The organism is Alteromonas sp. IB21, from assembly GCF_016405965.1.
GTDB lineage: Bacteria > Pseudomonadota > Gammaproteobacteria > Enterobacterales > Alteromonadaceae > Alteromonas.
This window is the reverse complement of the sequence record NZ_JAEFCD010000005.1, coordinates 16,323-37,272: the sequence shown is the minus strand read 5'-3', so window position 1 is coordinate 37,272 and position 20,950 is coordinate 16,323. Positions and strand designations below refer to the sequence as shown.

The following is a 20,950-nucleotide window of genomic DNA, read 5'->3' as shown; positions in this document are numbered from 1 at the left end:
GACAGTTAGATTTTTTCACATCAATTAAGAAAGTTCGTACTCACTAGAGTATCACTCAAAAAGGTTTCGAGCATTGCCCATTAGTATAATAGCCTTTTGATATACGGACAGAAAAAAGGAAACTTTAAACGCTTATTGATGGCTAAAGTTGTTATCACTATTTTCTTATTACAAGAGAAATGCCACCTAGCGTAATGATAGAAGCGAGCACAATTTGCATTGTCAACGCCTCACCTAATACCATCCACCCCATAATTGAAGCAAGCACAGGAACACTCAACTGGACGGTAGCAGCGGTTGTCGATTTAACCAGCGGCAAAGCGCTGTACCAAATTGCATAACCGCAACCTGATGCGAAAATACCCGAAGCAAGGGCGTAGTATATTCCGGCTTTATCTAGCGAAAACTCGCCCAAACTTAGGAACGAAACAACGACAACTAATGGCACACAGAGTAAAGTTGCATAGATGAAATTGCCCGAGGTAGACAAAAGCGCAGACGCACTTTTTTTACCTAACAGAGAATATACTCCCCACGCCACACCCGCTGACGTCATAATGACACCAGATAATAATGAAGGCGCCGACGCGCCGGGAAGGAGAAGAATGATTAACCCTGCAAAAGCTAACACAAACCCCAGCCACTGCAGTTTCTTAAATCGCTCTCCTTTAATTAGACCTACTGTTATCATCGTTAGTTGAACAGCACCAAACAGTAGCAAGGCTCCCGTGCCGGTGGACATGGATATATATGCGTAAGAAAAGCATATTGCATAGATAAACAATGAGACACCACCAAACACGCTGGCATTGCTACTCAACTTATGCCACAAGCTTACTGATGTATCATTCTTGCCACTGCGACCTTGAGAAATAAACGAGAGCACGACAAGTGCTATTGCGCCACTCATCAAACGTAATACGGTAAAGCTCGCAGGGTCTATCGACGTATTGGCAAGCGCCATTCGGCACAACAGTGAGTTTGCAGCAAATGCAACCATAGCCATAGTCACTAAAAATAGAGTCTTAACCAAAAATACTCTTCCTAATACGCTCTCATATTTTTTATCTACAATAGCTTATTTAGACATGGCGATGGAAGCAAGTTGTGTATTACCGGTCCGCACAGATAATTGCCCACTCAGAAGGCGCTGGCAAGTTTAAAATGTCTCCATGGCGCTATTTATCCGTACCATAAAAACACAAAAAGAGGACCATTTGGTCCTCTTTTTAAAAATTAATAGAAGAAGTTGTTCCAGTTACAGCGATAAGCCTAAACGTTCTGCCACTTCTATATAGGTCTCTACGACAGAGCCTAAACCTTGTCTGAATCTGTCTTTGTCCATCTTTTTACGGGTTTCTTTATCCCATAGTCGACAGCCATCTGGCGTGAATTCATCACCTAAAACAATGTTGCCATCTTTATCAACGCCAAACTCTAGTTTGTAGTCCACAAGTAACATACCCGCCTCATCAAACAGCGCTTTTAGCACGCTGTTCACTTTGAACGTTAATGCTTTCATCTCAGCAATTTGAGACTCTGTGGCCCAGCCAAACGATAAAATATGGTAATCATTAACCATAGGGTCGTGAAGCGCATCATTTTTAAGGAAAAACTCAAAAATAGGTGGATTCAGTTCTTTGCCTTCCTCAACACCTAGTCGGCGAACCAATGAACCCGCAGACAAGTTTCTCACCACACACTCAACGGGGATCATGTCGAGCTTTTTAACTAAAGACTCAGTATCAGACACCAGTGCTTCAACTTGCGTTGCAATACCAGCTTCCTCAAGCTTCGTCATAATAAAGTGATTAAACTTATTATTCACTTCACCCTTGCGATCTAACTGCTCAATTTTTTCACCGTCAAACGCCGAAGTGTCGTTTCTAAAGTGAAGGATCAATTTATCGCTATCATCAGTGTAATAAACAGTTTTTGCTTTACCGCGGTAAAGCTCGTCGCGTTTTTCCATTCTCAGTCTCAGTTATATATCAAGATTATCTTCTGACATGACCTCAGCAAAGGCGCTGTAAAGGTCGGAAACCTGATTTGCTTCAAACGGCACGCTTTCATTATTCATGAAAGTCACTGATGTGCGATCTGCACCCGCTTTTGCAACTTTCAAGCGATAATCGCCCTTCTTAAGAAGTTCATCATCGCCTGAGAATAAACCATCCCACCAGCTACCTTGATCTCCATTATAGGTCACAAATAGCAGGCCGTTAGATTTATCTAAATCTTTTACGTCGAAACCGAGCTTGCGCAGCACTAGCAACATTCTAGGCCACGCCACGTCATATTGCGCCTCAACAATGTAAGCCGCATCGCCATCGTCATTAAAGCCCATCTCAGTTTGAATACCTTGACGTATACGTGCAATGCGTCGAGTTTCAGCCAATTGAATTTGGTACTCGTAATGACCAATCACTTGGTTAAGCACTTCGACTTCTTCGCGTCTTTCTTCCATTGAAGATACCTCGGCGATGACATCACCATTTAAGGTTTGCATGTAATCTTTGAGATCTACCGTCAGTGCAGCGCTTCGGCCGTGTGGTTTGACATCTAGTTTGAATTCAAAACGCTCACCAATTTCACTTTCTTCATCAGTAAAACTATACCAAGGCCCATCAATTTCTTTTTTAATCACTATCCAGTCAGTAACCAGTACTTTCTCTTCAGGACTGAAACTATCGACACCAATACCCTGCTCATCCAAGAAGCTCAACAGCGAGTTCCAAATAGCTTGGCTTAAAGGTTGACTGTCGTCTACTTGGTCGAACCAGATCGTGGCTGAACTCTTACCTTCTTCGACATGTGAGCCGGTGACAAGGGGAAGAACCAAGGCTGGCGATCGTACCACTAGCGACTTGCCAACAAGGTTAGCATCGGCTCTTTCGCCTAATGCAGGTACTTCAAATTCTCGTGAAAATGTAGGCTTTTCTAGGTCGGAAGGTACTTCTAACGACTTTTCTTCTTTCGTTTTTAAGTATTCGTAGCTGCCCGACGCGGTCTTTCTATCTATTTGGCTTGAACAACCTGCAAGTGCAACCATCGCTACTGAACTTGCTATAGCCAGCGTTCTTTTCATCTGTGTTCCTTATTAACCAGAAATCAATGCGTATTTTTTTAGTAGTTCTTCGATACGTTTTTGGCTTGATAGTTCCGGTAAAACCATTGGCAAGCGCATAACGGCGCTTTCCATCATGCCCATTTTATATAGAGCCCACTTAGGCATTACTGGATTTGGCTCTATAAATAGTTCGCTATGTAGCAACTTGATTGTTTCATCAATGTCGCGACACGTGTCAAAATCTTTAGCAAGTGCTGCTTCACACATTTGTGCAATCGCTTTAGGCACGATGTTGGCCGTCACAGAGATAACACCATGCCCGCCTTCACGCATAAATTCGCAGCTGGTGCCGTCGTCGCCGCTTAACAATACGAAATCATCTGGTACGAGAGGTTGCGTTGCTTTAAGACGAGCAATGCTGCCGGTGGCGTCTTTCAAACCAACAATATTTTGATGCGCAGATAACGTTGCAACCGTTTCTGGCAGCATATCTGCCACTGTGCGACCGGGAACATTGTATAAGATAACGGGTAAATCACTGGCGTCTGCAATCGCATTGAAGTGAGCAACCATTCCAGCTTGTTGAGGCTTGTTGTAATAAGGGACTACGCTTAAGAAACCATCGATACCTGTTGAGCCTAACTGTTCAGTAAGAAATATTGCTTCTGCAGTAGAGTTTGCACCGCTACCAGCAATAACAGGTATTGCACCTGACGCCATAGCAACGGTCTCTTTGACTACATTTATATGCTCTTCAAAAGGTAGCGTTGCTGACTCACCAGTAGTACCAACTGACACTATGCCGTGAGTGCCCTGCTCTACATGAAACTCCACAAGTTTCTGTAAAGACTTGTAATCAATATCGCCGTTTTCGAGCATCGGCGTGACGAGTGCTACGTAACTACCAGTAAACATAATCTCTCCGCAAAATGTGAGCGCACATGGTAAATATGTCAGTCCTTAAACACAAGTAATAGCGCATGTAAAATGACAAGAAATTGACAATATCTTACTCAAAGGCAACAAAAAGGCACTGACTTCTAAAAAAACTCTGTGCTAACATCTTTTCATAGTTACCATTAAAGTGAAGTAGATGTCGAAACACCAACTTATCGTCACCATTCTAGGTACAGACAATACTGGCATACTAAGTGAAATTGCTACGACAGTTTCAGAAGCGCAATGCAATATTCTTGATAGCAGACAAGGTATCTATGGCAAAGAGTTCTCTCTGACTATGATCATTGAAGGAACGCAAAGCGCAATTACGAAGGCAGAGTGTATTCTGCCACCGTTGTTTCAACAACTTGATTTGCTATCAATGATGAAGCGAACGAGTCACCACGAAAAACAAAACCTAGCACACCTTTTTAACGTTGAATTTAGCGGTGAAGATGCTGCGGGTCTTATCAAATCCGTGACTGGATTTTTTGCAGAGCGTCACGCCATGATAAGCGCCTTTCGACAGCGCACTTTCAAGGATAAGATAACGGGTAAGGACAATATGCGATGTAAATTCGTGGTGTCCCTTCCTACCGATGAAAACGTCGACACGTTAGAAACTGATCTAATGACCCTGTTTGCGTCGTTAAACGTGACAGGCAAAGTAGTAGACAAACAAAAAAAGGATCACAATGAAAACGTTACAAGCTGGTGACAACGCGCCGCAATTCTCATTGCAGAACCAAGATGATAAAACCGTATCCCTCGCTGATTTTAAAGGCAAAAAAGTATTAGTGTATTTTTACCCAAAAGCCATGACGCCAGGGTGCACCGTTCAGGCACAGGGTTTACGAGACGTAAACCAAGAACTTCAAGATAAAAATGTTATCGTTCTTGGTATTAGTCCTGACGCAGTTAAACGTCTTCCAAAGTTTATCGAGAAAGAAAACCTAAACTTTACGCTCCTTTCTGACGAAGACCACGCTGTTGCAGACGCATTTGGCGTATGGGGCCCTAAGAAATTCATGGGTAAAGAATATGATGGCATTCACCGCCTTACATTCTTGATTGATGAAAATGGCGTTGTGGAGCACGTATTCAATAAATTTAAAACAAAAGACCATCACACCGTGGTCTTAGACTATTTAAATAGCTAAGGCAGCATAAAACACCATTAAATAATAAAGCCTCGCGAGTGCTAAACTCCCGAGGCCTTCTTTATATTAAACGGCTCGTTCTACATAGCGTGGACAGCGTTTCCTCCGCCAACGTGTTCCATGACCATTATTCTAATAATCTGTTTCTTGCCCGGCTTGTTCAGGAATAACGACGGGGTTACTCGACCAAGCCGTAATAACTGCCTTGACCAGTGTAGCCAGCGGAATGGCGAAAAACACGCCCCAAAAGCCCCACAAACCACCAAATACTAATACCGCGACGATAATATAAAGGGGATGCAAACTTACCGCTTCGGAAAAAAGCAGCGGCACCAACAAGTTTCCGTCTAAAGCCTGAATAATGCCGTAGGCAATCATTAAGTACCAAAATTCCGGAGATATTCCCCATTGAAACATCGCTACCACGGCCACAGGGATGGTAACCACAGCCGCGCCGATGTAGGGAATAAGTACAGAAAAACCAACCAGCACGCCAAGTAGAATTGCATAGCGCAGGTCCATCAACACAAACGTGACGCAACTTACCGCACCGACAATAACGATCTCAATGACTTTCCCGCGAATATAGTTAGCAATTTGCGCGTTCATCTCGTGACCAACTTGGGTGATTAAACGGCGTTCTTTTGGCAGCAAACGAGATATGCTCTCTAAAAAGAAAAGCTTATCTTTCAGCATGAAAAATACCATTAAGGGCACGAGTATCATGTAAACAAGCAGCGCAGCAAAGTTGGCAATGTTACTAAACGATGCGGAAATAAGGGTTTCGCCCACTTCAACAAGCTTTTCGTTGAGCCCTTCCATCATTTGATGTATTTGATATACCTGCACATAGTCGGGGTATTTTTCAGGTAGCGTTAATATCCACTCTTGGGCTTTTTGCCAAATAAGCGGGGTCTCTTGAATAAGATTAACGCTTTGTTTTGATATGATGGGCACTAAACCGATAAGCGTAAAAATAGTAATAGTAATGAAACCTAGCATCACAATGCCGCAAGCAACAGTTCGTCCTACGCCAATATTCACCAATCTGCAAACCGGCCAGTCTAGTAAATAGGCGATCACTGCCGCTACCAGCACGGGCATTATTAACCCCCCCCATAGCAGCAAAACTGCCGTGGTTAAGAGGATAAGAATAAGCAGCATCGCTGCGTCAGGATCGGAAAATTTGCGTCGGTACCAACGACCAAAAACGCTAATCATATAAACGCCCAGAAATTACTAAGAATAGGACACGCATCATAGTTGATAGCACTAGCAGATAGCAACAAGCAGAACTTAAGAATCTTTCAAAATCAAACTGGTATGACGATTTCATCGTATGTATTGTTGGGTATTGTGCTGTTTTTGAATAAATATTGATTAAAGAAACAGAGTTTGCTTCAAATAACATAGTATAAGCGAGACAACTTCGGCATTATGTCCTCTCAAGATGAATGCATATAAGAAAAAATAAAATTTGAAACTGTTTATCAACTTAGCGCTCTAAGCGTTATGCAGTATTAACCGTGTACAATGATTGTAGGTTCATGAGAAAAAAGTTTTCAGCATCTTTGTTTGCCTTTTCCTTCTTGCTCACTTCGAGCTTAACGGCTGTTGCACAAGATGCCAAATACAGCAATAAAAACGCGCTTCCTGAAATTGGGGTTGTTGCATCAGATGCCATATCACTCGATAAAGAGATGATTGTAGGTGACGCTGTTATGCGACAAATGCGCGGACAAAGCCCTGTTATATCAGACCCTGTATTGGACGAATACTTACAGGACTTGGGCAACCGTTTAGTTGTTCATGCCGACAATGCTAAATTTCCTTTTGAATTTTTTTGGGTGAACAACGACGCCATCAACGCGTTCGCATTTTTTGGCGGACACATCGGCGTTCATACAGGATTAATGCGACGGGCAGAGAATGAAAGTGAGTTAGCCTCGGTGCTAGCGCACGAAATTTCACACGTTACTCAGCGCCACATTGCGCGGCGCATGCAGGCACAGCAGCGGTCATCCCCGCTGGCGTTAGCGTCACTTATTGGTGGAGTGCTGATTGCCATGGCCAATCCAGAAGCAGGGATTGCAGCAATGCAGGCCGGTTCTGCAGCATCTGCTCAGTTACAAATTGATTATACCCGCACTAATGAACAAGAAGCTGACCGCATCGGTATTTCTATGCTAGCAAGAGCTGGCTTTGACCCTAACGCTGCCGCTTCATTCTTTTCTACCATGGCCGAAGAGTACCGTATGGTCTCACGACCGCCCGCGCGCCTTCTCACGCATCCACTAACGGAAACGCGTATTGCTGATGCGAGAAGTCGAGCTGGAGACTACCCGCGCCGATATCTACCTATTAATAAACGATTTGAACTAGCGAAAGCGCGGATTAAAGCCCGCTATTCATTTAAAGCGGATTACGCGGTTGAATATTTTGAAGCAGCAGTGCAACAAGACGTTCAGCGCAGCAAAGAAGCGTCGCTTTATGGACTCGCACTGGCTTATATGCGCAAAGAGCAAACCGAGAAAGCTAAAAAAATTATGGACGAGCTGATTGCGGGCGATAGTAGCAACCTTTTCTATCTTGATGCGTTAACGGACATTTACATTTCATTAGGTGAACCGCTTAAAGCTGTCGAACTTCTAAGCCCTCACGTTACGCATAACCCTCGAAATCAAGTATTGGCGCTTAATCAAGCGAATGCGTATATCAGCGCACAAAAATACGACGATGCAATTTCCTTGCTTAAAGACTTTTTACTTGTGAAGAAAGATTATCAAATTGCGCATCAATTAATGAGTGAAGCGTATCAGAAGTCTAAGCGCTTTTCTCAAATGCATCAGAGCAAAGCAGAAGTCTATGCCCTCTACGGCGCCTATAACCGCGCAGTTGATGAGTTACAGTATGCTTATAACTTTGCTGGCGAAGACCATTTAGAAAAGCAACGAATAAGGGCACGAATAAAGCAGTTTAGAGACCAAGAAGAAAGGTTAGAAAGGCTTTAGCGCTTTCCCTTGTTAATTAGCGCCTTTGAGTATTTCGAGGTGCTGTTTTAAGTGAGCAGCGGTTAACTCGCCCATAATGGTATCAATTACCTTGCCGTCTGGCCCAATGATAAATGTGGCTGGCAAGTAAGGGGGCTTTTTCATCGGCAGTTTCGTGTCCTGTGAGCTGACGATGACAGGAATGGTAATATTAAACTCCTTCGTCATTTCAGCCAGTTCGCTTGCAGATTTAGGGTCGTAATTGATGGCAAAAAGTTGCGTTTTTTCTGGCAACGAAGCATTAAAAATCGCTAACTCGGGCATTTCACGAAGGCATGGCGCGCACCATGGGGCGAAATAATTTAAGACTACCCACTGCCCCTCTAACCCTTTCCAGCGATATGTTTTTCCGTCTAAGGTTTCAAAATCGTGTTGAAGGTATTGATAGGTAAATACACCGGCGAGCGCTGCACACGCTATTAATAGCGTAAAGAGAAAGAGTTTGGCTTTCGTGAAAGTAGATTGGGTGTCTGACACACTCATATTAGGCTTCTTATTCGTTTAATAGCGCTACCTGTAAATATAGTGCCAGATTCCATTTTTTATCTCTATTCTAATTTTAACCAACACAAAGTGTGTTGGTAACTCACCTATCCCTATTTACGTTTATAGAATTTGCGTTTATAGAAAATTGCACGCTCTATGCCACTTAACGGTAAACTGCTTGATATTCTTCGGCAAAAACGCAATAGTTCGCGCCAATTTAAAGGAAAACTCACATAGGAGCATCTATGACGGCCATTACGATTATCCATAACCCGCGCTGCTCAAAGAGCAGACAAACCCTTGCTCTTTTGGAAGAGCATGGCGTCTCGCCCGTTGTCGTTGAGTATTTGAAACACCCACTCTCGGTTCAGGAATTAAAAGATATATTTAAAAAACTTAACGTTGAATCGGTTAGAGAGATGATGCGTACTAAAGAAAATGAATATAAAGACGCTAATTTAGGTGACAGCACAATGAATGACGATGCGCTGTTCGAGGCAATGTCGTCAACACCAAAACTAATAGAGCGCCCCATCGTTGTTAATGGTGACAACGCAAGAATTGGTCGCCCACCCGAATCAGTCCTGGAAATACTATAGTGCACCCTATTCTTGTACTTTACTACAGCCACCACGGCAGCACTAAGCGATTAGCCGACGCTATCGCACAAGGTGTTTCAGCTGAGAATATGCCTGTTATCGTACGCACAGTGAAGCGTATTCACGACATACAGGATGAGGAGACCGAGGCGAATGCGTCAGACTTGGTTCCAGAAGTCACGCTTCAAGAACTTGAACAGTGTAGCGGCCTGGCGTTAGGTAGTCCTACACGTTTTGGCAATATGGCTGCGCCAGTGAAACACTTTTTAGATTCGACCAGCAGTCAATGGTTAAAAGGTTCGCTTATAAATAAGCCTGCATGTGTATTTACGTCTTCTTCATCCATGCATGGCGGCCAAGAATCTACGCTTCTTTCAATGATGATCCCGCTTATGCATCATGGCATGGTGATTTGCGGCTTGCCCTACAGCGAGCCAGAACTACACAGTACCACAACAGGCGGCTCTCCCTATGGTGTGACCCATGTGGCGCAAGCAGGGCAAACAACACCTGAAAGGCTCAGCGAAGATGAAAAGGCGTTGTGCTTCGCACAGGGCAAGCGTTTGGCTATGTTGGCCAAAAAACTTGAGCAAAAAGCGTAAAAGCGAAATTTAATAGACAATTGGAAACACAATTTCATCGGAGAATTAACATGGCATCAGATACGCGTTTTTTTCGCTATCTCGCACTCATCAGTCACACCGGACTTATTGTTTGGATAACATTATGGCAATTTACGTTTACTAAGATGCACACGTACTCGCCGCTTTTTATTTCTCTGTTTTACATTTTGCCTTTATTGTTACCTTACTGGGGTGTATTGAAAGGCAAGCCATACACACATGCGTGGGCGAACTTTGTGGTTCTTTTCTATCTTATTCACGGCTGCACTGTTGCCTATGCCGTTCCCGACGAACGTTGGTATGCTGTGGTAGAAATACTTTTGTGTACGGGCATGTTCATTGGCTGTGCCGCATTTGCAAGAAAGCGTGGCAGAGAACTTGGTCTAGGCATCAAAAAATTGAAAGACGAGATGGAAGAAGAAAAAGCACGCTTTGAGCAGGGCTCGCAGTAATACTCGGAAATAATACTAAGAAATGACACTCAGAAATCATACCCAGTAATGTGTAAGTGTGGGGCCTACAGTGTCGAATTTTACGAGGGGTTAAAATGAAGTGCAAAGTACCAGTGTTAGTGTGGTTTTTAGTACCATTAACGCTACTTACCGCCTGTGGCGGCTCAGGCTCTAACGATAATGTCCCCTCTTCAACACCCTCAACCCCTCTATCGATAAGCATTTCAGGCGCTGAAAATGCGATAGCTGGCGATTCCGTCGATTTTGCTGTGTCAGCGCCAGCGGGTGCAGAGATAAGCAGTATAGAATGGCAAGTTACAGGCCTCTCACAACAACCGCTCAACGCGCATACGCAAACTATTGGTTTCGACGCCCTTTCTTCCGGTAGTTACGACATTACGGTTAGCGCTGAGCTTGTAAATGGCTCTCGGTTGACTGACAGTATCACGCTACAGGTCGCCGAAAATAACGCACCATTAGCGGCCCTACGCTTGGGTCACGAGGCCTCTGAAGGCGGGCGTGTTTCTTTGCGGGTAGATACCGTAAATGCAGAGAATTTAGCTATCACTGACATTGAATGGCGCCAGAAGTCCGGACCGTCAGTGAGTCAGTTTATTTTTGATGACGGCGACTACTCGCACTCAATTTACTTCCAAGCGCCTAGCGTCAATAGTGACACCGTTATCGAAATAGAAAGCACTGTCATATTGTCGAATGGCGAAACGCTTACCGACACTGCACAAGTACTTGTAAAAAATATTGATATCAACAATAACGGATTTTTTGTAGACGACGAATCAGGTCGTCCTGAAACCGTTAGCACCCACATGATGCCCTATCGCACGAACAGCCCTTACGCCGAAGCGCTAAAAGCGTGTGTTTACAACAATCAGGTGGCAAATAGTTGCTCGTTTTCAAACTTACCACTGATCGGACAGGTGACTGAAAGCCCAACCATCGACGATATACTAGATAGAACGTATGTTTCTCACCCTTGGATGGGTGATGCTTTCAAAGACTTTTTGGAAACTTCAGCCACCCAAGAGGATATGCTAAAGCTTTTTCGAGCAACAACGGCCGTGGTTATTTCATACGATATTCGCCCTTCGTTTTATTGGGTGGCTACAGGCGCTATTTATCTAGACGGGAATAATTTTTGGCGAACACCACAAGAGCGGGATACGTTGAACACGCGTCCAGATTATAGAAGTGGTTTTGGCAACGAACTCGACTTCACCACAACGTGGCGCTACGTAAAAAATGGCGAATATTATTTTCCAATTATCAGCACATCAGATGTTGCGCAACGGCAGCCTAGAAAGGGAACTGATGTTGAGGCAGCGCTGAGCTACCTTCTATATCATGAACTCGCGCACGCCAACGACTTTTTTGACTATACTGAGTGGCAACAATTAAATGATAGCGCAAGCCCACTTTCGTCTTACGACGACCGCTCTCCAATTTCGACAGGGCTGACGTCTTCTCTACCTCTTAACTCATCTCAATTGCACGCACTGGCGGACGTAAGGTTCGGCGGCGCTACAGCATCTAATGTGCAGCGTAGTTACACTGCACAACAGGTTGCTAATTGGTTTGAGGAAGATGGTGCGGTAGATTTCTATGCTTATTTCACCGAGCGCGAAGATCTTGCTATGCTCTTTGAACGCTTTATGATGCTGTACCGCTTGAGCGCCGAGGCAGACGTTGGCGTATTTACACGGGACACGCTAGATGACGGTAGTTTTGTACCGACGTGGGCACAGCGCAATCGCATAAGTGATGATGATGTCACCATGCGCCTCGACTACGTAGCTAGTAGAGTGTTGCCCGATTTGGACATACCTGCTATTCAAGCATCATTGCCTGCTCCCTTCATGCTCCCTACCAACATCACCTGGCGTGACTCTGCATCCAGTGTTAACCCAGATGAACAAGAAGCTGGTGTTAGCGTATTAATTAATGCTACCGAACCAGTAATAGACGTAGACCAAGCGAAAACCATGTCGGTTATTGAAGAATTCAAAACTACATCACGACTTAACGACAGAAATGAGCATCGGTAAGGTATTGTTTATTGAGCGAGATTATTGAGTTTCAGCTGGTCGATGAAAATGTCGGTAATATCGGTTTTAAAGGGTCAATGTTCACCGAGATCCAGTTCTCGTTTTACCATAGCAACTGAAAGTCGCTTTTGTTCCTGCAATGAACGGGTATCTAATCGTGCTAGCAACGACATCAAGCTTTTCAAATCTCGTTCACTGTGATGTAAAAGAAACTGTCGCGCCTGTTTAGAAAGCTTCAATCCACGTTCTTCAGCACGAAGGCGGACCGCCTCTTCCCGTCCAGCATCATCGAGTTGGTTTACATGATAAATCACCCCCCAAGCAAGTCGAGACCGCAAATCGGGAAGAGCAAACGCAGGGTTAGACGGGCCTAAATGACTGGTACAAATAACCAACGCATGCTTGGTTTCGACAACCCTGTTGAGCAAGTCAAATAGTGCTTCTTCCCATACCCTATCACCGGAAATTGCGTGAACATTATCGAGCGCAATGAGTGACAGGTTTTCAAGCCCTTCAAAAATGTCGTGTGACCATGACTGGTAATCATTCAAATTTAGATAGAGGTGACTTACTGCTTTATCGGCCAATTGATGACAAGTGGCGAACAGCAAATGACTTTTACCAGTAGCAGTGCTACCCAAAAGGGTAAGCAAGGGCAACTGAAGTGATGATAGCGGACCTAACTCAATTGACTCCCGCCAGTGTGGTAGTGCGTCGGCAATCCGCTCAAGAACTGAGACCACTTCTTCATTGCCCGTAGTAACGAAACTATCGAAGTTTTCGTCCACGGGTAACGTGACTGGCAAAGGCAGTTGCATGCTAAATTAGTTGCTCCAATAGAAACTGTGCCCTTCAACGGTTTGTCCGTACGCATCAGTAACGGGGCGAAGTTTACTTTCAAGTTTTATACTGTTGAGTAAATCATCATAGGTGCCGATTAGAATCAATGAGTAGGTCGCTACGGTACCAGATTGCTCAACTAGTGATGCGTTTTCAATAACACTTAAACTATTGAGATAATCGGTTGCACTTGCGTACCTGCTGATTGACCCAATGTTTGCGATTGAAACATTGACCACTTCTCGTTCTGACGCCTCAATGCCAACAATGGCATAAAGCGAAGAGAGATAATTTGAGTACGCGTCAATGAGTTGACTGCCTAGTGCTTCTGGAGAATCACCGTAAATACTGCCATAACTGACCTTACCCCCGCCTATAAACACCCAATCAAGTGCGTATTCCCCCTCGCTTGCACGTCTAGCATAATCAGCAAATTCATCCATTGTAAATGGAAGGGTTGTGTTGCTGCTGGTATCAATCAGTGAAGACGTCACAGTATCCGACTGCTCGCTTGGAATGCTTTCTTGTAACGTATCGTACTGACTTAGCTGCTGACTTTGCATACTGTCCTTTTCATCGCCAAACCCGTCTAGCTTATCTGCTGAAGGCTCCAAAGATTCAGTCTCTTGTTCATCGCTTTGTGTTTCATCAAGAAGCACATCATCGAGTGATTCAACCGTTCCCGACGGCACAACATTATCAGGAAGGTCTGGAATTGCACTGGCGTCATTGCGATATACGCGAGCCCCTATGATGTTATCTACGCTGTAACGAGCGGACGCCTTGCGCAATGGACCGGCGAAACGCCCCCACACATCATAAGAAGAAATATTAACACTGTCGGTGAGATCCATCAGCGGTAAACTAAGGGGAATGCCCCGCTCTTTCGCCGTTTGCTTAAGGGCGCGCTGTAATTCCGTATCTAATGATTCATCTAAAATCACTCTGGCGTCGTTATTCTCTTCTTTGGCAAGCCACACGATAGTCTCTGGACGCCTGTCACCCCAAAGTGGAAGCATTTCCCTTTGTAATAATTCGTTTAGCTTAGATTGGTCAAATTCAGCGACATAATAAGTTTTGTTGTTCTCAAAGGAAAATCGGTAAGAACGGAGCAAAGATTGAGGTGACGTTAATGCAGCGCGAACGCCGGCATTTTCCAGTACACCTGTGCTGCCAGACATTTTCACGAGTACCTGCTGCAATGCTTTTTTCTGGGCTGCTTGTTGCGTTCGCTGAGATTGGTCTTCTACCTGAATCTGCGCTTCATTTACCACAACGCGCTGAGCAGCCTGTGAAAAGCCTGTATAGCTCAGCAAGGCAATCAATGAAAGACCTACAATATGTTTAGCGCGCTGTCTCTTTTTGTTGGCCCCACCGCCGTTGCGTTTTACTGCCGTTAACATTGACACTCCATACCCTCTCAAATCAAATCCTTACTTAGCTAACCAGCCATTAATCGCCTATACCGATACGCGACAAAACGATTTAACTGCCGCACTGCATGTCCCCTCTTTTGGGGCGAGACGTTTTATCTAGCAAGATGTTCTCCAAAAGTGGGTTTCTATTGTCTTTTATATTGCGTTTAATTTCATCCTTAAAATAAAAAAGATCAAAAAGCACATAAAATAGCCGTCACAAATTGGACTTGTGCAGACTTGCTGGTAGAATCCGCGGTTTTCTACCTCTTAGTTTCAGGGCCCAACCGTGAGCGAAAATAAAACCTCTTTAAGTTACAAAGATGCAGGCGTAGATATCGATGCAGGTAATCAACTTGTTGAACGCATTAAATCTGTTACCAAGAAAACCCATAGACCCGAAGTAAAGGGTAATTTGGGCGGCTTTGGTGCTTTATGCGAACTGCCTACCAAATATAAAAAGCCGCTACTTGTTTCAGGTACGGATGGCGTGGGAACAAAACTAAGAGTTGCTATGGATGCTAACCGTCACGACGGTGTGGGCATCGATTTAGTCGCAATGTGTGTAAACGACCTGATTGTGCAAGGCGCAGAGCCCCTATTCTTCTTAGACTACTATGCGACAGGAAAACTTGATGTTGATGTTGCTACTTCAGTGGTTACCGGTATTGGCGCAGGCTGCGAACAAGCAGGATGTGCACTAATTGGTGGTGAAACTGCTGAAATGCCGGGCATGTACCACGACGGCGACTACGACATTGCCGGTTTTTGTGTAGGTGTCGTTGAAGCTGACAAAGTCATTGACGGTACTAACGTTAAGCCTGGTCAAAAACTTATCGCCCTTGGCTCATCTGGCCCGCACTCAAACGGTTATTCATTAGTAAGAAAAATTATCGAAGTAAGTGGCGCAGATGTTAACGCAGAGCTCAACGGTAAGCCTATCATCGACCAGTTGTTAGAGCCTACACGTATTTATGTGAAATCAGTATTAGCACTGCTTGAAGAAGTGAAGGTAAGTGCTATTTCACACATCACTGGCGGTGGTTTTTGGGAAAATATCCCGCGCGTGCTGCCTGAAGATGCGAAAGTCGTTATTAACGAAAGCACGTGGGAATGGCCTGAGATTTTCTCTTGGTTACAAGAAAACGGAAACGTCACGCGTCATGAAATGTATCGCACCTTTAACTGTGGCGTGGGCTTGGTAATTGTTATTGACGAGAAAGACACTGACCAGGCAATAAATATTCTTAAGAAGCACGGTGAAAATGCGTGGGTTATTGGCGATATCGCAGCTAAAGACGGCGATGAGCAAGTAGAGATTAACGCGTGAGTAATTCTGTAACCAAACTATGTGTACTTATTTCTGGAAACGGAAGTAATTTACAAGCAATTATTGACGAAATAGCTGCAGGGCGTCTTAACGCCCAAATAAGTGGTGTTATCAGCAACAGACCGAATGCGTTCGGGTTAGAACGTGCTAAAGAAGCGGGTATTGAAGCAGTATGCTTGGATCACACTAGCTTCGACTCCAGAGAGTCTTACGACGCTGCACTCAAAGCCCAAATTAATGCGTTTGGTGCCGATTGCGTCGTGCTCGCAGGCTTCATGCGTATATTAACGCCAGAGTTTGTAGACAGCTTTACTGGAAAATTAGTGAACATTCATCCATCTTTGTTGCCAAAGTACAAAGGTTTGAATACGCATCAGCGAGCTATTGACAACGGCGACGAAGAGCATGGCGTAAGCGTGCACTTTGTTACGCCAGAACTTGATGGTGGCCCGGTTATCATTCAAAGTCGTGTGCCGGTGTTTGAAGAAGACACCGCCAGCGATTTGGCTGAGCGTGTTCAAGAACAAGAACGTCGCATTTACCCGCTTGTGCTATCTTGGTTTAGTGCCGGTCGACTTTCTATGCGAAACAATAAGGCAGTTTTAGATGAGCAAGAACTTCCAGAATCTGGTTATGCAAACGACTAAACCTCTCGCGCTGAGCTTTCTTTTGGCTTTATCGCTGAATGTAGCCACCGCCCAGACAGGGAGTACTGCACAGCTGCCACTTCAGCCCTACAAAGCAACGTATACCGCTTACAAGTGGGGTGATGATGTCGGTGAAGCGAATATAGAGCTATCTGAATTAGGCAATCAGCAATATTCGCTTCTTTATACGTCTAAAGTGTCTAAGTTCTTTTTATCGGACAAACGCAGTGAACATTCTATTTTCACCGTAGATGATAATACGGTTGTTCCCTCGGAGTACTACTATAATCGCTCAGGGACCGGTCCAGATAAACAATTAAAAGTAACGTTTAGCCATCAGGGCGACGGTAAAATTTCTGTGGAAAATGGCGACACGTTTCAATGGAACGGTGAGTTCGATAACCAAATTTACCGAATCGACCTCGCTAAACGCTTAGCGCAAGGTGAAACATCGTTAGACTATAATTTTGTTAATTATCGTGGCGAGCTAAGGCACTACGGCGTTCAGGTTGTAGACGAAGAGGTGCTGTCTTTACCGTATGGCAAAATAGAAACGGTGAAGGTTAAACTTATTCGAGAATCGAAAACGAGAGAAACGTTTGCTTGGTTTGCACCATCACTCAACTACACTCTTGTAAGATTGCAACAGTTTAAAGAAGGTGACGAACAAGGCGATATAAAGCTCAGATCGTTCGAAATGCAGTAACCTGATTTGCTGCATGGCGCTTACAGCGCTCGAAGCTTCGTTACCTTTTACAGTTAATACAAAAATGCGCCGCTACTTTCCAGTCGGCGCATTTTTTTACTCAAGCCATATCACCAAAATTTAGACGTGTTCCTACAACAATAATTCATATAGTTAATAGAATTTATAACTAAGCGCTATACTTAATTAGGGACCTTGGTAAAAGCCTACTATTTATCGCGTTGTTAATAGAATATTCATGTAAAAATCTTGATCTTTGCACTGTTAAATAATAGGTTTACAGCATGCTGGTCTGACCTCGATATTTGCTAAAAGAAATATAGCGATTGGTAGAGTGATTAAAATGACTAGCGTAACGTTCAACGCCTTTCAGGAGTGAAGTATGGCAGATTTTATATGGTTTTTACTGGTTGTTCTGACACTAGCGGTTGCTAGCTATCAGCGCACCAGTTTGGTAACGGCAGTTGCCATGGGCGCAGGTGTTATGATTTTAGGCACCCTTTTCGGTGACATCGGCCTGCTTGGTTGGGTAGTGTTTCTCGCTTTAACGCTGCCATTCACACTTGCAAATATCAGACAACAGCACATCTCTAAGAAGCTGCTTGCCTTCTACCGCAAAGTTATGCCTGAAATGTCGAGCACTGAGCAAGAAGCTATCGACGCTGGTACCGTATGGTGGGACGGCGATATCTTCAGCGGTAAACCAGACTGGGACAAGCTACATCGCATCCCCAAAGGTCGCTTGACTGCCGAAGAACAAGCCTTTTTAGACGGTCCTTGTGACGAAGTTTGCTCTATGGTTGATGAGTGGCAAATAAACCATCAAGACCAGGATCTTCCTCCTGAAATTTGGCAGTTCCTGAAAAAACACAAGTTTTTCGCCATGATCATCAAAAAAGAGTATGGCGGCCTTGAGTTTTCTGCGTACGCACAATCACGTGTATTACAAAAACTTGCAGGCGTAAGCGCCGTATTATCAAGCACTGTTGGTGTTCCTAATTCATTAGGCCCAGGTGAGTTGCTTCAGCACTACGGAACAAAAGAACAGCAAGACCATTATCTTCCACGTCTCGCCGCTGGTGAAGAAATCCCATGTTTCGCTCTTACAGGTCCTGAAGCAGGCTCAGATGCCGGCGCAATTCCTGACGTGGGTGTTGTATGTAAAGGCGAATGGAATGGTGAAGAAGTGCTAGGTATGCGCTTAACGTTTAGCAAGCGTTACATTACCCTTGCTCCTGTAGCTACGGTTATCGGTCTTGCGTTTAAACTTCAAGATCCTGATGGTCTATTAGGTGATAACAAAGAGCCGGGTATTACCTGCGCACTTATCCCAAGAGACACTAAAGGCTTAGAAATTGGCCGTCGTCACTTCCCACTTAACACTCCATTCCAAAATGGTCCAATCAAGGGCGAAGAAATATTCGTACCTATCGATTTCATCATTGGTGGTCCTAAAATGGCAGGCCGCGGTTGGCGCATGCTTATGGAATGTTTATCTGTTGGTCGTTGCATTACGCTTCCATCTTCGGCGGCGGGTGGCGCCAAATCAGTATCACTTGCTACTGGTGCCTATGCACGTATTCGCCGCCAATTCCGCATGCCTGTAGGCCATATGGAAGGTGTTGAAGAAATGCTAGCCCGTATTGGTGGTAATGCTTACTTGATGGACGGTGTAACGCGCTTTTCAACTGTTGGTGTTGACCTGGGCGAGAAACCTTCTGTTATCTCAGCTATCTGTAAGTACCACTTAACCGAGAAAATGCGCCAAGTCATCAACGACTCGATGGATGTTCACGGCGGTAAAGGCGTAATGCTTGGGCCAAATAACTATCTTGGGCGCGGTTATCAAGGTGTCCCTATTTCTATTACGGTTGAGGGTGCAAACATTCTAACTCGTAATATGATGATATTCGGTCAAGGCGCAATGCGCTGCCACCCTTTCGTGCTCAAAGAGATCCAGGCTGCGTCTATTGAAGACAAAAAAGAGGCGCTGCAAGCGTTTGATAAAGCCGTATTCGGTCATATTGGCTTTGCTGTAGCTAACACAGTTCGCAGTATCTGGTTCTCATTGACTAATGGCGCATTTAGCAGTGCACCTTTCACCGATGAAACGGCCCGTTACTACAAGCTGCTTCAGGGCTACAGCGCTAACTTAGCACTGTTAACCGATGTTTCGATGGGCGTACTTGGGGGCGATTTAAAGCGTCGTGAGCGATTGTCAGCACGTTTAGGTGACATTCTGAGTGGTCTTTACATGGGCAGTACAACGCTTAAGCGTTTCGACGAAGATGGTCGTTTGAAAGAAGATTTGCCGCTTCTCCATTGGGCAATGCAAACCACATTGCATGACATTGAGACGGCAATTGTCGATTTCTTAGCGAACTTCCCAAATCGAGCTATTGCTGCGGCACTGCGTGTGATGGTAATCCCGTTTGGTCGTCGTATTGGCAAGCCTTCTGATAAAACAGAGCACGCCATTGCTCAAATGCTTCAAACACCGTCAACAGCGCGTAGTAGGTTAGGCTATGGTCAGTACTTAAGCCGTGAAGACGGTAGTTTATTCGGCGACCTAGAACAGACGCTTGACGATGTATTGGCGAGTGAACCTATCTTTGAGCGCATCTGCAAGCACAAGAAAGCTAAACTTCCATTCACTCGTTTAGACGTGCTGGCTGACGAAGCACTTGCAGAAGAAGTTATTAACGAGGATGAAGCGGCTCTACTTCGTAAAACAGAAGCAGGCAGACTTCGCACCATCAACGTTGATGATTTTGACCATGAAGAGTTAGTAGCAAAAGTAAACTCTTCAACTGCCGCTAAGAAGCGAGGTGGAAAAGCTGCTTAGTCCAACGCTTAAGAACAAAGGCCGCATAAGCGGCCTTTTTCGTCATAAAAAAATGGGCTTGGCAATTTTTGCCAGTTTTATAACCACTTCTACTTTTTCTAACGAAACGACCTGTGGCAATACAGAACAGGCGAGAGCACTGTCTTTGTTAATAGCTAACGACTCACGACAACAACGTAAAGTATTGCTATGCAACCCTACCCTTGTATCGTTAGCGGAAGAAAAAGCTAAAGACATGGCAAAAAGAGGGTTGGTATCTCACTTTCTTGGAGGAAGCCCAAACACTCGTATCCGCAATGCGGGTTTAACGCTGCCTGAATACTATGGTGATGCAATGAGCAATCAAGTAGAGGCACTAGCGGGCGGCTATATCTCAGCGGATGACGCCTGGTACGCGTTGAAAACCTCAACATCTCATCGCCAACATTTGTTGGGAGAGTTACCCTTTTATCAAGAGCAAGACCAAATTGGCATCGGGTTTTATAAAGATTACTCAACGCCCCATGTGGAATATTGGGCAATTTACTTAACTAAATTAGCCGATGAAGCAGAAAATCGTGATGACACTAATGGTTCAGGGTCATCTACGATTTTGATAAAGCGGAAGAAGAAGTTTGAAAACGTGCCTGACAAAGGGTTAGGTATTGTGACTGAAGATGGGGAAATTATTCTTCAAACAAAAAAACCGGGTCAATAACCCGGTTTTTTTATCACGTAAAGTTTGG

20 protein-coding genes are annotated in these 20,950 nt (G+C 44.5%); 12 read left to right on the top strand and 8 right to left on the bottom strand.

The features are described 5' to 3' along the window. Nucleotides 1-157: 157 nt before the first annotated feature. From JC525_RS05085 to dapA, 4 genes are all read right to left on the bottom strand, one after another. Nucleotides 158-1,033 carry a DMT family transporter gene (locus JC525_RS05085; protein ID WP_198814843.1) on the bottom strand — a complete coding sequence of 292 codons (876 nt, stop codon included), beginning with the start codon at nt 1,031-1,033 and terminating at the stop codon, nt 158-160. Between the two features lie 225 nt (nt 1,034-1,258). Next, nucleotides 1,259-1,972, bottom strand: a complete 714-nt coding sequence (gene purC / locus JC525_RS05080; RefSeq protein WP_105931403.1) for a phosphoribosylaminoimidazolesuccinocarboxamide synthase — start codon at nt 1,970-1,972, stop codon at nt 1,259-1,261. Nucleotides 1,973-1,984: 12 nt separating this feature from the next. Continuing rightward, nucleotides 1,985-3,088, bottom strand: coding sequence for an outer membrane protein assembly factor BamC (gene bamC, locus JC525_RS05075; protein ID WP_198814842.1), 1,104 nt, complete (start codon nt 3,086-3,088; stop codon nt 1,985-1,987). Between the two features lie 12 nt (nt 3,089-3,100). Continuing rightward, nucleotides 3,101-3,985: a 4-hydroxy-tetrahydrodipicolinate synthase gene (gene dapA / locus JC525_RS05070; RefSeq protein ID WP_198814840.1), complete on the bottom strand. Its 885-nt coding sequence runs from the start codon at nt 3,983-3,985 to the stop codon at nt 3,101-3,103. A 178-nt stretch (nt 3,986-4,163) separates the two neighbouring features. Here dapA and JC525_RS05065 point away from each other — a divergent pair, with 178 nt between their 5' ends. Beyond that, nucleotides 4,164-4,727 carry a glycine cleavage system protein R gene (locus JC525_RS05065; protein WP_198814838.1) on the top strand — a complete coding sequence of 188 codons (564 nt, stop codon included), beginning with the start codon at nt 4,164-4,166 and terminating at the stop codon, nt 4,725-4,727. Continuing rightward, nucleotides 4,705-5,169, top strand: coding sequence for a thioredoxin-dependent thiol peroxidase (gene bcp, locus JC525_RS05060; protein ID WP_198814836.1), 465 nt, complete (start codon nt 4,705-4,707; stop codon nt 5,167-5,169). The genes JC525_RS05065 and bcp overlap by 23 nt, the downstream gene beginning before the upstream one ends. A 132-nt stretch (nt 5,170-5,301) precedes the next feature. Here bcp and JC525_RS05055 read toward each other — a convergent pair whose 3' ends face one another. Continuing rightward, nucleotides 5,302-6,390 carry an AI-2E family transporter gene (locus JC525_RS05055; protein WP_198814835.1) on the bottom strand — a complete coding sequence of 363 codons (1,089 nt, stop codon included), beginning with the start codon at nt 6,388-6,390 and terminating at the stop codon, nt 5,302-5,304. A gap of 326 nt (nt 6,391-6,716) precedes the next feature. On the opposite strand from JC525_RS05055, the gene JC525_RS05050 reads away from it, so the two are divergent. Further along, entirely contained in the window at nt 6,717-8,180 is a 1,464-nt protein-coding gene (locus JC525_RS05050; protein ID WP_198814834.1) for a M48 family metalloprotease, read from the top strand. A gap of 12 nt (nt 8,181-8,192) precedes the next feature. On the opposite strand, the gene JC525_RS05045 is transcribed toward JC525_RS05050, so the two are convergent. Continuing rightward, complete coding sequence (locus JC525_RS05045) at nt 8,193-8,702, bottom strand: TlpA family protein disulfide reductase (RefSeq protein ID WP_198814832.1); 510 nt, start codon at nt 8,700-8,702, stop codon at nt 8,193-8,195. A 248-nt stretch (nt 8,703-8,950) separates the two neighbouring features. Here JC525_RS05045 and arsC point away from each other — a divergent pair, with 248 nt between their 5' ends. From arsC to JC525_RS05025, 4 genes are all read left to right on the top strand, one after another. Next, on the top strand, nt 8,951-9,304 hold the full coding sequence (gene arsC / locus JC525_RS05040) for an arsenate reductase (glutaredoxin) (RefSeq protein ID WP_198814830.1): 354 nt from the start codon (nt 8,951-8,953) through the stop codon (nt 9,302-9,304). Beyond that, nucleotides 9,304-9,906 (top strand): NAD(P)H:quinone oxidoreductase, encoded by a 603-nt coding sequence (wrbA, locus tag JC525_RS05035; RefSeq protein WP_198814829.1) that lies wholly within the window; start codon nt 9,304-9,306, stop codon nt 9,904-9,906. Before arsC ends, wrbA begins: the two co-directional genes overlap by 1 nt. Nucleotides 9,907-9,956: 50 nt before the next feature. Then, complete coding sequence (locus JC525_RS05030; RefSeq protein WP_198814828.1) at nt 9,957-10,379, top strand: DUF2069 domain-containing protein; 423 nt, start codon at nt 9,957-9,959, stop codon at nt 10,377-10,379. A 95-nt stretch (nt 10,380-10,474) separates the two neighbouring features. Beyond that, nucleotides 10,475-12,442 carry a hypothetical protein gene (locus JC525_RS05025; RefSeq protein WP_233094997.1) on the top strand — a complete coding sequence of 656 codons (1,968 nt, stop codon included), beginning with the start codon at nt 10,475-10,477 and terminating at the stop codon, nt 12,440-12,442. A gap of 74 nt (nt 12,443-12,516) precedes the next feature. Here JC525_RS05025 and hda read toward each other — a convergent pair whose 3' ends face one another. Further along, nucleotides 12,517-13,260 carry a DnaA regulatory inactivator Hda gene (gene hda, locus JC525_RS05020; protein WP_198814827.1) on the bottom strand — a complete coding sequence of 248 codons (744 nt, stop codon included), beginning with the start codon at nt 13,258-13,260 and terminating at the stop codon, nt 12,517-12,519. Between the two features lie 6 nt (nt 13,261-13,266). After that, nucleotides 13,267-14,685, bottom strand: coding sequence for a DUF2066 domain-containing protein (locus tag JC525_RS05015; protein WP_198814826.1), 1,419 nt, complete (start codon nt 14,683-14,685; stop codon nt 13,267-13,269). Between the two features lie 301 nt (nt 14,686-14,986). Between JC525_RS05015 and purM the strand changes: the two genes are divergently transcribed. From purM to JC525_RS04990, 5 genes are all read left to right on the top strand, one after another. After that, complete coding sequence (gene purM, locus JC525_RS05010) at nt 14,987-16,027, top strand: phosphoribosylformylglycinamidine cyclo-ligase (RefSeq protein WP_198814824.1); 1,041 nt, start codon at nt 14,987-14,989, stop codon at nt 16,025-16,027. Next, complete coding sequence (gene purN / locus JC525_RS05005) at nt 16,024-16,674, top strand: phosphoribosylglycinamide formyltransferase (RefSeq protein ID WP_198814823.1); 651 nt, start codon at nt 16,024-16,026, stop codon at nt 16,672-16,674. The genes purM and purN overlap by 4 nt, the downstream gene beginning before the upstream one ends. Further along, the gene (locus JC525_RS05000; protein WP_233094996.1) at nt 16,634-17,380 is read left to right on the top strand and encodes a DUF3108 domain-containing protein; all 747 of its coding nucleotides are present in this window, start codon (nt 16,634-16,636) and stop codon (nt 17,378-17,380) included. The genes purN and JC525_RS05000 overlap by 41 nt, the downstream gene beginning before the upstream one ends. A 382-nt stretch (nt 17,381-17,762) precedes the next feature. Continuing rightward, on the top strand, nt 17,763-20,225 hold the full coding sequence (fadE, locus tag JC525_RS04995; protein WP_198814821.1) for an acyl-CoA dehydrogenase FadE: 2,463 nt from the start codon (nt 17,763-17,765) through the stop codon (nt 20,223-20,225). Continuing rightward, a complete protein-coding gene (locus JC525_RS04990; protein WP_198814819.1) occupies nt 20,209-20,922 on the top strand; it encodes a CAP domain-containing protein in 714 nt (237 codons plus the stop codon). Before fadE ends, JC525_RS04990 begins: the two co-directional genes overlap by 17 nt. Nucleotides 20,923-20,950: the final 28 nt, after the last annotated feature.

Bases quoted from the DNA above. Each gene is read 5' to 3' on its own strand.
- purC (WP_105931403.1), bottom strand. From the start codon at position 1,972: ATGGAAAAACGCGACGAGCTTTACCGCGGTAAAGCAAAAACTGTTTAT.
- bamC (WP_198814842.1), bottom strand. From the start codon at position 3,088: ATGAAAAGAACGCTGGCTATAGCAAGTTCAGTAGCGATGGTTGCACTT.
- dapA (WP_198814840.1), bottom strand. From the start codon at position 3,985: ATGTTTACTGGTAGTTACGTAGCACTCGTCACGCCGATGCTCGAAAAC.
- JC525_RS05065 (WP_198814838.1), top strand. From the start codon at position 4,164: ATGTCGAAACACCAACTTATCGTCACCATTCTAGGTACAGACAATACT.
- bcp (WP_198814836.1), top strand. From the start codon at position 4,705: ATGAAAACGTTACAAGCTGGTGACAACGCGCCGCAATTCTCATTGCAG.
- JC525_RS05055 (WP_198814835.1), bottom strand. From the start codon at position 6,390: ATGATTAGCGTTTTTGGTCGTTGGTACCGACGCAAATTTTCCGATCCT.
- JC525_RS05050 (WP_198814834.1), top strand. From the start codon at position 6,717: ATGAGAAAAAAGTTTTCAGCATCTTTGTTTGCCTTTTCCTTCTTGCTC.
- JC525_RS05045 (WP_198814832.1), bottom strand. From the start codon at position 8,702: ATGAGTGTGTCAGACACCCAATCTACTTTCACGAAAGCCAAACTCTTT.
- arsC (WP_198814830.1), top strand. From the start codon at position 8,951: ATGACGGCCATTACGATTATCCATAACCCGCGCTGCTCAAAGAGCAGA.
- JC525_RS05030 (WP_198814828.1), top strand. From the start codon at position 9,957: ATGGCATCAGATACGCGTTTTTTTCGCTATCTCGCACTCATCAGTCAC.
- JC525_RS05025 (WP_233094997.1), top strand. From the start codon at position 10,475: ATGAAGTGCAAAGTACCAGTGTTAGTGTGGTTTTTAGTACCATTAACG.
- hda (WP_198814827.1), bottom strand. From the start codon at position 13,260: ATGCAACTGCCTTTGCCAGTCACGTTACCCGTGGACGAAAACTTCGAT.
- JC525_RS05015 (WP_198814826.1), bottom strand. From the start codon at position 14,685: ATGTTAACGGCAGTAAAACGCAACGGCGGTGGGGCCAACAAAAAGAGA.
- JC525_RS05000 (WP_233094996.1), top strand. From the start codon at position 16,634: ATGAGCAAGAACTTCCAGAATCTGGTTATGCAAACGACTAAACCTCTC.
- fadE (WP_198814821.1), top strand. From the start codon at position 17,763: ATGGCAGATTTTATATGGTTTTTACTGGTTGTTCTGACACTAGCGGTT.